Annotated in this window: 11 protein-coding genes; 7 read left to right on the forward strand and 4 right to left on the reverse strand. The window is 71.1% G+C overall.

Annotation, left to right across the window (positions count from 1 at the left end):
- Positions 1 to 128 precede the first annotated feature (128 nt).
- Positions 129 to 512, reverse strand: a complete 384-nt coding sequence (locus B1H50_RS09020; RefSeq protein WP_080463449.1) for a PLD nuclease N-terminal domain-containing protein — start codon at positions 510 to 512, stop codon at positions 129 to 131.
- Between the two features lie 82 nt (positions 513 to 594).
- Between B1H50_RS09020 and B1H50_RS09025 the strand changes: the two genes are divergently transcribed.
- Positions 595 to 1,911 (forward strand): AMP-binding enzyme, encoded by a 1,317-nt coding sequence (locus B1H50_RS09025; protein ID WP_080463450.1) that lies wholly within the window; start codon positions 595 to 597, stop codon positions 1,909 to 1,911.
- A 109-nt stretch (positions 1,912 to 2,020) separates the two neighbouring features.
- On the forward strand, positions 2,021 to 2,968 hold the full coding sequence (locus B1H50_RS09030; RefSeq protein ID WP_080463451.1) for a 1,4-dihydroxy-2-naphthoate polyprenyltransferase: 948 nt from the start codon (positions 2,021 to 2,023) through the stop codon (positions 2,966 to 2,968).
- Between the two features lie 166 nt (positions 2,969 to 3,134).
- On the opposite strand, the gene B1H50_RS09035 is transcribed toward B1H50_RS09030, so the two are convergent.
- Positions 3,135 to 3,344: a hypothetical protein gene (locus B1H50_RS09035; protein ID WP_080463452.1), complete on the reverse strand. Its 210-nt coding sequence runs from the start codon at positions 3,342 to 3,344 to the stop codon at positions 3,135 to 3,137.
- Between the two features lie 201 nt (positions 3,345 to 3,545).
- On the opposite strand from B1H50_RS09035, the gene B1H50_RS09040 reads away from it, so the two are divergent.
- From B1H50_RS09040 to B1H50_RS09050, 3 genes are all read left to right on the forward strand, one after another.
- Positions 3,546 to 5,240, forward strand: a complete 1,695-nt coding sequence (locus tag B1H50_RS09040; protein WP_080463453.1) for a cytochrome c biogenesis protein CcdA — start codon at positions 3,546 to 3,548, stop codon at positions 5,238 to 5,240.
- A 75-nt stretch (positions 5,241 to 5,315) separates the two neighbouring features.
- Positions 5,316 to 5,891 carry a sigma-70 family RNA polymerase sigma factor gene (locus B1H50_RS09045; protein WP_080463454.1) on the forward strand — a complete coding sequence of 192 codons (576 nt, stop codon included), beginning with the start codon at positions 5,316 to 5,318 and terminating at the stop codon, positions 5,889 to 5,891.
- Entirely contained in the window at positions 5,888 to 6,757 is an 870-nt protein-coding gene (locus B1H50_RS09050) for an anti-sigma factor (RefSeq protein ID WP_080463455.1), read from the forward strand. The genes B1H50_RS09045 and B1H50_RS09050 overlap by 4 nt, the downstream gene beginning before the upstream one ends.
- A 76-nt stretch (positions 6,758 to 6,833) precedes the next feature.
- Here B1H50_RS09050 and B1H50_RS09055 read toward each other — a convergent pair whose 3' ends face one another.
- Complete coding sequence (locus tag B1H50_RS09055) at positions 6,834 to 7,409, reverse strand: YagU family protein (RefSeq protein ID WP_080463456.1); 576 nt, start codon at positions 7,407 to 7,409, stop codon at positions 6,834 to 6,836.
- A 38-nt stretch (positions 7,410 to 7,447) separates the two neighbouring features.
- On the reverse strand, positions 7,448 to 8,563 hold the full coding sequence (locus tag B1H50_RS09060) for a 1,4-dihydroxy-2-naphthoyl-CoA synthase (protein ID WP_080463457.1): 1,116 nt from the start codon (positions 8,561 to 8,563) through the stop codon (positions 7,448 to 7,450).
- Positions 8,564 to 8,612: 49 nt separating this feature from the next.
- Between B1H50_RS09060 and B1H50_RS09065 the strand changes: the two genes are divergently transcribed.
- Positions 8,613 to 9,992 carry an arginine deiminase gene (locus B1H50_RS09065; RefSeq protein WP_229657860.1) on the forward strand — a complete coding sequence of 460 codons (1,380 nt, stop codon included), beginning with the start codon at positions 8,613 to 8,615 and terminating at the stop codon, positions 9,990 to 9,992.
- Positions 9,993 to 10,268: 276 nt separating this feature from the next.
- Entirely contained in the window at positions 10,269 to 11,384 is a 1,116-nt protein-coding gene (locus tag B1H50_RS09070; RefSeq protein WP_080463458.1) for an o-succinylbenzoate synthase, read from the forward strand.
- The last annotated feature ends 22 nt before the right edge of the window (positions 11,385 to 11,406 follow it).

An 11,406-nucleotide genomic window follows, 5' to 3' on the forward strand; every position in this document is an offset into this window, starting at 1 on the left:
ACCCCTAACCATCCACCGCCTCACCCCCTACCTCACCAACGACACCCAACACCACCACAACCACTAACCCACCCCAACAACAACCAACCCCACCCCCAACAACAACCGACCTCGGGTATAGGGAGGGGTTATGGGGTGCTGGAGGAAGAGGGGGAGGCGTCATCGCCCTCACCCTCATCGCGGCGGCGCCGGCGGATGTCCCGCTCCAGGTTTCGCAGGAACTCCGGATCGTCATCCGGGCCCAGAGGCCGTGGCCTCTCAGGACGGCGGAACTCCACGCCCTCGCGCGAGGACCATAGGTTGGGCTCGACGACACCCCCACGCTCCTCAGCGGCCTTCACCCGCGAGGTGATGATCCACGCGATCGGCCCCACGCCGGTGAGAGCCAAGATGATGAGGAGCCACATGGGCTTCGGGAGCCGCGCGGGCATGTCCTCGCCCGGTGTGCGGGCGCAGTCCAGCACCGCGTAGATCGCCAGGGCGAACAGGAGGACGATGAGAACGGCGCGCACACCTCCACCATATCCGAGTCGTCGACCGCGGGCAGGCCGAGTCCGGGCGGCGCGGCGGGGCGAGCGGTGCGAGGATGCCTCCGTGAGCGCGCGCCCGGCCCCCCTCCTCCTGCGCGGCGGCACCGACCCGGACGCCGTCGCCGGGCTCCGGGCCGCCCTGGTCCCTCTGCTCGCCCTGGAAACCTCCCGTCCCGCCTCCTGCGCGACTGCTCCAGGGCCCGGCGCCGCCCGCCCATTACTCGTCCCCATCTCCCCGCATGAGGATGAGGCCCGCGTCTGCGCCGATCTCGCACGCCGTCTCGACCCGGCCGGTCCCGCCTCCCGCGCCGATGTCCTCCTGCGCACCTCCGGCTCCACCACGGGCACCGGCTCCCTCATCGCCATGAGCGCCACCGCGCTGACCGCCTCAGCCCGTGCCACCCACGCGCGCCTGGCCGGGCCCGGCACCTGGATCCTCGCCCTCCCCGCGCACCACGTCGCCGGGCTCCAAGTCCTCGTGCGCTCGATCGTGGCCGGGACCGAGCCCATCGTCGTCAACGCCACCGGCGGGTTCACGACCGGCGCGCTCACTGACGGACTCGCCCGCGCCCTCGCCTCCAGCGGCGGCCCTGTCTACCTCTCCCTCGTGCCCACTCAGCTCCTGCGCGCCCTGGCGGATCCCGACTGCTCCCGCGCCCTGGCCCGAGCCAGTGCCGTCCTCCTCGGCGGGGCCGCCGCCAGCGCCGCCCTGCTCGCCCGGGCCCGCGGCGCCGGCATTCCTGTCGTCACCACCTACGGGATGAGCGAGACCGGTGGCGGCTGCGTCTACGACGGCGCCCCCCTCGACGGCGTCACCGCCACCATCGAGGACCCCGACGCCACCGGCGCGGGGCGCATCGCCCTGGCCGGCCCCGTTCTCGCCCTCGGATACGCCCACCGCGAGCTTCCCATCGAGTCCGGGGCCAAGGAGCCCTCTTCGCGCTTCACCGCCCGTGACGGGCGGCCCCTCCTGCTCACCTCCGATCGCGGGCGCCTCGACGGGCACGGTCGCCTCTCAGTCCTCGGGCGCCTCGACGACGTCATCATCAGTGGCGGCATCAAGGTGGACCCCCGCGAGGTCGAGGCCGCTCTCCTGCGCCTGCCGGGGGTCGGGGAGGCCTGCGTCGTCGGGATCCCCGATGCCCGGTGGGGGAGCGCCGTGGCGGCCGCCGTCATGCCTGCGCCCACAGGGGGCGGAGCGCTGGATGCCGAGGCCCTGCGCTCCGCCGCGCGCGCCGCCCTGCCGGGCGCCAGGGCCCCCAAGCGCGTCGTCGTCGTGCCCGAGCTGCCCCGGCGCGGTCCCGGCAAGCCCGACCGGCGCGCCGTCGCCGCCCTCCTGGCCGGCCCCAGCCGGCCGGGGGCCTCCCGGCCAGGCGACTGATCCCGATCCGCAGGGGCCCTGAGGCGGGCACTCCCGCGCGGCCCGCCCGCCGTGGGGGTAGACGGCCGCCCGCGATAGGCTCTTAGGCGCATCCCCCCGAGAGGACCCCATGAGCAGACCAGCCCACCAGGCATCGCCCGTCCGCGCCACCAATTGGGCGGAGATCGTGCGCCTGCGCACCCTGCCAGCTGCCGTTGCCCCCGTTCTCCTGGGCGCCGGCGCCGCCACCTCGTTGGGCACCGGCTCCCTGCTGCGCACACTGCTCGCAGCGGGCGTCGCCCTCGCTCTCCAGATCGGCTGCAACCTCGCCAATGACTACTCCGACGGCGTGCGCGGCACGGATGATCAGCGCACCGGGCCGCCGAGGCTGACCGCCTCGGGGCGGGTGCCGCCCCGCACCGTCAAGCTCGCCGCCTTCGTCTGCTTCGGGATCGCCGCGGCTCTCGGACTCGCCCTGGTGGTCCTGACGGGGCAGTGGTGGCTCATCGGCATCGGCGTCACCGCCGTGGCCGCCGCCTGGTTCTACACCGGCGGCCCCCGCCCCTACGGGTACGCCGGCCTGGGAGAGGTCTTCGTCTTCATCTTCTTCGGGATCGTGGCCACCTGCGGCACCGCCTATGTCCAGGGCGGGGCCGTGCCCGGATGGCTCTGGCTCGCCGCCTGCGGAATCGGTCTCATCGCCTGCTCCCTGCTCATGGTCAACAACCTTCGCGACATCAACACCGATCCCGCCCATGGGAAGAGGACGCTGGCCGTGCGCCTCGGTGATTCCCGCGCCCGCAGCGCGTACATGGTCATGGTGTTCATGCCGGTCTTCATCGCCGGCGGATCGCTCGCCTGGGCGCATATCGCCGTCGGCGGCGCCTGGGACGCCATGGCCATCATCGATGTCGTCTGCCCCCTCGTCGTCGTGTTCCCCTTCTCCTGGCGCGCCACGACCGCTGTGAGCGCCGGGGCCACCGGGGGTGAGCTCATCGGCGCCCTGCGCGCCGCGGGCCAGTACGAGCTCGTCTACGGCATTGTCATCGGGCTGGCCTTCCTCATCGTGGGGACGTGAGGCTCCGTATACGACGGCGCCCTTATCCCTTTTCACATGGAGGAAGGCGGCCGACCGCATCGTGATGCGGTCGGCCGCCCGTGAGGTAAGTGAGCCCTCGGCGCGGCCCTCTCCCCAACTCAGGGGCAGCGCCGAGGGGGCCTCTACTCCGCGTTCATCGCGGGGGTCACTTCGTCGCGTCCGACATCTTGCCGTCACTCATCTTGTCTTTTCCGTCGGACATCTTGCCGTCGGACATCTTGCCGTCACTCATCTTGTCGGCACTGGCGGTCGCGGCGGGCTTGGTGTTCTTCGAGTCGCTGGACGAGCCGCAGGCGGCGATGCCAACGGCGGAAACGGCGATGAGGCCGGCCGCGAGAGCGGTGCGAATGTGCATGAGTGTTCTCCTCTACGAAGATTCAAGGTTGGGTTCGCCTCGTGGCGAGCCGTCATCCCTCGTTCGGGGTCGGGGCGCTGCCGGATCGGATCGGCAGATGTGATGCTCGTCATGTCGACTTCATCGTCATTCCACAGATCCGCCGACCGCCCGGCCCCGAACAGGGGATGAATCAACCGCATCGACATGGTAGGAGCCCAGATGCTCATCAGTCTTGTCCTCATCGGCTTCTTCGGAGGCCTCATCACGGGCATATCGCCCTGCATCCTGCCGGTCCTGCCCGTCATCCTCCTGTCCGGCGGCGCTCAGGGCGCCAAGGACGAGGGTGGGAAGGCCCCCTCGCGCCTGCACCCCTACCTCGTCGTCGGCGGCCTCGTTCTGAGCTTCACCACCTTCACCCTCATCGGCTCCACGCTGCTCAACCTGCTGGGCCTCCCGCAGGACACGCTGCGCTGGGCCGGTGTAGTGCTCCTCGCCCTCATCGGCGTCGCCATGATCATCCCGAAGGTCATGGAGATCATCGAGCGCCCCTTCGCGCACTTCCAGAGCCTGGGGGGCGGCAAGCGCCCCACGAACGGATTCCTCCTCGGACTCGTCCTGGGAACCGCCTACGTGCCCTGCGCCGGCCCCGTGCTCGCCGCCGTCTCCGTGGCGGGCTCCACCGGCAGGATCGGCGCCGACACGGTCGCCCTCGCCGTCTCCTTCGGCCTGGGCACGGCCCTCCCCCTGCTCTTCTTCGCCCTGGCCGGCCGCGGCATCACCGAGCGCCTCAAGGCCTTCCGCACGCGCCAGAAAGGCGTGCGCATCGCCGCGGGTGCCATGATGATCTTCCTGGCCGTCGCCCTGGTGACCGACCTGCCCGCCGTCGTCCAGCGCTCCCTGCCGGACTACACCGCCTCCTTCCAGGCCAAGACGGATAAGGCCCTCAACTCCACCCGCCAGGTCGCCCAGGGCCGAGGGGGCTGCGTCGACGGCGCCGATCACCTGGCGAACTGCGGCACTGTCCCGGAGCTCACCGGCATCAGGGCCTGGTTGAACACCCCCGGCGAGCAGGCCCTGACCGCCGCCGACCGCGAGGGCAAGGTGCACCTCTACGACTTCTGGGCCTACTCCTGCATCAATTGCCAGCGCTCCATCCCCGGCATCGAGCGGCTCTACGAGACCTACAAGGACTTCGGCCTACAGGTCGTGGGCATCCACTCCCCGGAGTACGCCTTCGAGAAGGAGGTCGACAACGTTCGTCAAGGAGCCCGGAAACTCGGGATCACCTACCCTGTCGCCGTCGACTCCGACCTGGCCACCTGGACCGCGTTCGACAACCACTACTGGCCGGCCCACTATCTCGTGGACGCCACCGGGCAGCTGCGTCATGTGAAGTTCGGCGAGGGCGGTGAGGAGACCACCGAAAGGCTCGTCCGCGAGCTGCTCAGGCAGGCCAACCCCTCCGTCCAGCTCCCCGAGCCCATCTTCACCGCGGCGGACAACACCCCCGATGTCTCCACGGCGCGCAGCCCCGAGACCTACCTCGGCTCGGACCGGGCCCGGTACTTCGCCGGAGGGGCCCTCAAGCCGGGCGCAGCGTCCTTCGCCTTCCCGGCCGAGCAGAAGGACGGCACCTTCTCCCTGGACGGCTCCTGGGTGGTCGAGGGCCAGAAGATCACCCCCGACGGCGCCCCAGGAGGCCTTCGCCTATCCTGGAAGGGCGCGCACGTCTACCTCGTGGCCTCCGGAGAGGGCAGTATCACCTGGAGGAACGACGGCGGTGAGGAGAAGACGATCCGTATCTCCGGAACGCCCAACGCCAATGAGCTTGTGAGCATGGCCGAGCCCTCATCGGGGCGGCTGGAGCTCACGGTTGACCCGGGGGTCTCCCTGTACTCCTTCACCTTCGGGTGAGGGGTGCAGTCCCCGGCTGCGAATAGGAGAGAGAGGAGGGGCAGCGATGAGGAGGCGCCCCGCCGGGCCCGTACGATGCGCAGTGTGGAAAAGCATCGGCACACTGAGCGCGGGGACGAGGTCGACGCCCTCCTGGCACGTGTTGCCCAGGGGGAAGAGCAGGCCTTCGCCGAGTTGTACGACGCCTGGGCGGGGCGCCTCCTCGCCCTCATCATGCGCATCGTCATCGACCGCGCGCAGAGCGAGGAGGTCCTCCAGGAGGTCATGCTCGAGGCCTGGCGCCGAGCGCCCTCCTTCGATCCCTCGAGGGGGACGGCAAGGGCCTGGCTTGTCACCATGGCCCGTCATCGGGCCATCGACCGGGTCCGCTCGGCCCAGGCCGCGAGGGATCGCGAGGATGCCTGGCAGGCCTACCTGCCCGATGCCGATGTCACGCTCGCCGAGGTCGAGGAGCGGATCGAGGCCGGAAGGGTCCGCGAGGCCCTTGACACCGTCGGGGAGCCCCACCGCACGACGATCGCCCTGGCCTACTTCACGGGCCTCACCCACACCGAGATCGCCAAGCGGATGGGTGTGCCGCTGGGCACAGTCAAGAGCCGCATCCGGGATGGGATGGCCAAGATGAGAACACACCTAGGAGAACCACGATGAGCAGGGAAGGAGAGGACATGAGCGCGGTAGGACGACCTGATGCCGATGATGAGGAGTTCCGCGCGCTCCTCGATGGTGAGACCGCCGCCCTCCTCGGCGCATCGCTGGCCCCCGTCGAGCCGCCCGCCGGGATGCGCGCGGAGCTCCTGGAGCAGATCAAGGGCATCGAGCAGGAGGGGTCCGCCCAGGCGCCCGGTGCCCACCCGGAAATGGGGTGTGCGGGCGCCTCCCCCGGTCCCGGTCCCGGTGCCGACGGTGTCGAGGCGCTCGCCCCCGTCATCGCCCTGCGCCGCCGCCGCGCCTGGCGCTACATGACTCAGGCGGCAGCCGCCCTTGTGCTCATAGCCGCGGGCTTTGGCGCTGGGTACGGCAGCGGCTACGAGTCGGGCTACGACGGCGGCCATGACACCGCCATGGAACACGTGACCCCGATGGTCGACTACGCCCACCTCAACGAGGCCCAGGACGTCCGGCGCGTCACCGACACCATGCCCGACGGGCATGTGGCCACGCTGACCTGGAGCGAGGGCATGTCCATGACGGCCCTGTCACTCCCGGCGGCGATGCCCGCCCCCGCCGGCGGGACCACTTTGCAGATATGGCTGGAGGACCCCTCCTCGGGCATCACCTCGCTGGGCGCCTACTCCCCCGATGAGGGCACCACCTTCACCCTCCTCCCCATGACGCCGAGGCCCGGGCAGCGCATTCTCATCACGGCCGAGCCCGCTGGGGGCTCCTCCCAGCCGACGGCGACGCCGCTCGTGGTCCTCGCCGTCGGCGGGCAGGGCGGCGATGGGGCAGGAGCGTCCTCCGGGACGAGCGGCCCGGCCTCCTCGCCGTCGTCGTCCGCCACCGGCCGCGCCTGAGAGGCGCCTGGCGCGAGCACTGGCGCGGCCCCGGTACCGATCCGGTACCGGGGCCGCGCCCATGCGAGGGGGAGTATCAACGGGCGCCCTCGGTCAGGGGCGCCTCGGCATCGGGCTCATGCGTGATCCGGTTGCGGATATCACGGCGCACCACCTCGATGCTCCACAGCCAGATGATGTGCCCGAAGAACTCCGAGAAGTGCTCGGACCAGGTCTGCGCGCCGGCGACCCAGGGGAAGGGGCTCGGCGCCCAGCCCAGCAGCGGCATGACGACGACGTGCGCGCCCACGTACACGAGGATGCCGAAGGCGGCGCCCTGCCAGAGCTTGATGCCGGGGTAGTACTCGGCGATGACGCAGTAGATGAGCGCGAACACGATCGCGAAGCCGAAATGCACGATGAAGGACATGATCGGCGCCGGGTTGTTATTGAAGGTCACTGTGGCGTGCGAGGTGTCATGGGACATGCCGAACCACTCCAGCATCGACTGCGGGGGATTGGTCTCCGAGCGAATTCCCGGGGTACGGGGAGGGAAGGGCACCTCCCAGCCGAATTTCACAATGGCGGAGAAGAAGCCGCCGATGAGGCCGACGATGCTCGCCGTGCCGATGCGGCGACGGGCCGGATCGGTCCTTGTGAGCAGTGATGACATGGGGAGATCTCCTTGGTTGATGTGTGATCGGAATCTACCTAGAAGTAGTACGGGAAGGGGGACCAGTCCGGCTCGCGGCGCGCCAGGAAGGCATCCCGCCCCTCGACGGCCTCATCGGTCATGTAGGCCAAGCGGGTGGCCTCCCCGGCGAAGACCTGCTGGCCGGCCAGGCCGTCGTCAGCCATGTTGAAGGCGTACTTGAGCATGCGGATCGCCTGGGGCGACTTCGAGGTCACGATGGCCGCGTACTCCAGCGCCCGCTCCTCCAGCTCGGCATGGGGCACTGCCTCATTGACCACGCCCCAGCGCTCGGCGTCGCGGGCGTCATAGGCGCGGGCGAGGAAGAAGATCTCCCGGGCGCGCTTGTCCCCGCACTGGCGGGCCAGCAGCGCCGAGCCGTAGCCGGCGTCGAAGGAGCCCACGTTCGCATCGGTCTGCTTGAAGCGCGCGTGCTCGAGGGAGGCCAGCGACAGGTCGCATACGACGTTGAGCGAGTGCCCGCCGCCGGCGGCCCAGCCGCTCACCGCGGCGATGACGACCTTGGGCATCATGCGGATGAGCCTCTGGACCTCGAGGATATGCAGGCGCCCCGCCCGGGCCGTGTCCGCGTGGGCCCGAGCCGCCGCCACATCGGCCTCATGGGAATAGGCCCCCGACGGCGATGGGCCCTGGGAGGCCGCGGCGGCGCCACTGGCGTGGGCGGTGCCGTCATCGGTCTCGTAGAGGTAGCCGTCGCGGCCCCGGATGCGCTGATCCCCGCCCGAGGAGAAGGCCCAGCCGCCGTCGCGCGGGGAGGGGCCGTTGCCTGTGAGGATGACGGCGCCGACATCGCCGCTCATGCGCGCGTGGTCGAGCGCTGCGGCGAGCTCGTCGACGGTGCGGGGCCGGAAGGCGTTGCGCACCTCGGGGCGGTCGATCGCCACCCGCACCACGGGAAGATCCCGCAGCCAGGCGCCGTCGGCGTCCCGCTCGCAGCCGCGGTGGTAGGTGACGTCGGTGAGTTCGCTCGCGCCGAAGCCCTCGACCTCTCGCCAGCGCAGGGGATCGAAGATCTCCGAGACGCGGCGGGGCGTGTGATGGACGGGGGCGGGCGCGCCGGAGGCCGACGGCGCCGAGGAGGCTGACGGGTCCGGTGAGGGCGATACGGCGGTCATGGGCATCAGGGTAGGCGAGTGCCGAGCGGGGCACCGTTACGCTGGGGTCATGAAAGAGTCCCAGGCCGGTGCCGCGCCTCACGCGACCCCGGGTACCCCGCTCGCGAGTGCGTCCGCGGCGGGTCCCGCCCACCGTCGCCAGACCATCCCCGCCAACCAGGGCGGGGGGCGGGTCGACTCCGAGGTCGGTCGGCTGCGCGAGGTGATCGTCCACCGGCCTGGCGCAGAGGCCTCCCGCCTGACGCCCATCAACGCGAACAGTCTCCTGTTCGACGACGCCCTCGACATCGAGCTCGCCCAGGCCGAGCATGACGCCCTCACCGCGATCCTGCGGGAGCACGGCGTCATCGTCCACGACTTCCGCGACCTGCTCGCCGAGTCCCTCGCCGTGCCCGAGGCCCGGGCCCTCGTCCTGGAGCAGGCCGTCGGCCCCGAGGCGGTCGGTCTGTCCACCTCCGAGGTGCTCACCGCCTGCCTCTCCGGCCTGCCCGACGCCGAGCTCGCCGAGATCCTCCTCGCGGGCCTCACCCGCGCAGAGCTGCGCGACCGCCTCGACGCCTCCGATGCCCGGACCCTGTTCGCCACCACCTTCCTGTCCACCCTCGAGGGGCAGTTCGTCATCACCCCCCTGCCCAACCACCTGTTCACACGCGACGCCTCCTCGTGGATGTACGGCGCCTGCCACCTCAACCCGATGGCCCTGGCCCCCCGTCGTCGTGAGACCGCCAACTACGAGGCGGTGTACCGCTACCACCCGGTCATCGCCGGCCGGGCGGCCCTCTGGGGCGCCCCGCACCATGCCACGCGCGCCACTGTCGAGGGCGGTGACATCCAGGTGATGGGCAATCGGACGCTCGTCGTGGGGCTCTCCCACCGATCCACCGCCGCGGGCGTCGAGCGCCTGGCCTCCAGGCTCTTCGCCGACGGCATCGCGGATCGTGTCATCGGCGTCCACATGCCCGACCGCGCCTTCTACACCGAGCTCGACGCCGTCATGCATCTGGACACTCTCATGTCGATGGTCGCCCCGGACACCTACCTGCGTTTCGCGGGCTTCGATGACGTCACCACCGTGGAGATCGAGCCCGGCCCTGCCCACGGCTCCTCGACGCCCGCGCTCAGGGTCACCATTCACGATGGATCCGAGATGGATCAGGTCCTGGCCCGGGCGGCCGGCATCGACTCCTTCCGCATCATCAGCCCTGATATGACCGACGAGGCGGAGGCGCTGCGCGAGCTGGCGCGCGACTCCTGCAACGTCGTCGCCCTCGCCCCGAACCTCGTCATCGGCTATGCCCACAACCGGCGGGCCAATGAGGCCCTGCGCGCCGCGGGCGTCGAGGTGATCGAGACCCCCGGTGTCGAACTCGTCCGGGGCCGCGGCGGCGGACACTGCATGACCTGCCCTCTCACCCGCGATGCCGTGTGATGGGGCGGTGCGCCTTCCGCGCTGAGCGGCGCCGTTCGCACCGACTGGTACGTCCTGCTCGCACCAGTCGGTGACAACGGCACCGGGCCCGGACTGCGGGAATCGGCCAGCAGCGGCAGTAAGGAGGCCATGGGTTCCCGCGCTCCGCACGGGGGTGGGGCTCCCGGCTGGAGCCGGTCCGGTGCGCAACACCGCAGTGCCCTCCATGACCTGCGCCTCCCTGTTCCCGCAAGGAGGGCGAGCTTGGGAACGCTGAGCTCTGGCTATCCTGGGGGCGTGACTCCCATTTCCCATGCGCGGATCCGCGGAGAGCTCGACCTGGGGGCTCTCCGGCAGAAGGACCGCACCGGCCTCCTGGCTGACATCGACAGGATCGTCGTCTGGGATATCGCCCTGACCAACCGCTTCCGCGGTCTGACGCGTCGTGACGGTGTCCTCCTCCACGGCCCCGCGGGCTGGGGCGAGGCTGCCCCCTTCTGGGACTACGACGCCGACGCCTCCGCGCCGTGGCTCGCCGCGGCCCTCGAGACCTCCACCGGTATCGGGCCCGGAGGGGCCCCCGCCCCCCAGCACCCCGTCGTGCGCACCCACATCCCCGTCAACGTGACCGTCCCCGAGGTGGGGGAGAAGCGGGCCCGTGAGATGGTGTCCGCCTCGGGCTGCCGCACCGCCAAGGTCAAGGTGGCCGGGCGGCGCGACTCCATGCGCAAGGACATCAAGAGGCTCGAGGCCGTTCGGGACGCCCTCGGTCCCGAGGGCCGCATCCGCATCGATGCCAACGGCTGCTGGGACCTCGACGCCGCCGCTCGCCACATCCCCATCCTCGACCGCGCCGCGGGGGGCCTGGAGTACGTGGAGCAGCCCTGCGCCGACGTCCACGACCTCGCCGCGCTGCGCAAGCGCCTCATCGTGCCGATCGCCGCCGACGAGTCCATCCGCCTGTCCCCGGACCCCCTCGCCGTTGCCCGCCTGCGGGCAGCCGACCTGGCGATCCTCAAGGTCGCCCCCCTGGGCGGGGTCACCCGCGCCCTCGCGATGGCCGAGCGGCTCGGGCTGCCCGCCGTCGTCTCCTCCTCCCTGGACACGACCATCGGCCTATCCGAGGGCGCCCGGCTGGCCGCGGCGCTGCCCGTGCTCGGGCGCGCCTGCGGGCTGGGCACGATCCGCCTGCTCTCGCGCGACGTCGCCGTGCCCTCCGCCGTCCCCGTGGGCGGATCCCTCGCGGTGCGCGCGCCCCACCTGTCCAACGCGATCCTCGGAGCCGTGCTCGCCGGCGAGAAGACCGTCTCCCAGTGGCAGTCCCGTTTCACCCATATGCTCGGGGCCCTGGCCGCCCGGCGGGAGCGGGAGGCGCGCGACGCCTCGAGCGCCGTCGGGGGCCTCCCGATCTGACCGGCGCCGACGGCGCTCACGA

Source organism: Actinomyces gaoshouyii (assembly GCF_002072175.1).
GTDB classification, from domain to species: domain Bacteria; phylum Actinomycetota; class Actinomycetes; order Actinomycetales; family Actinomycetaceae; genus Actinomyces; species Actinomyces gaoshouyii.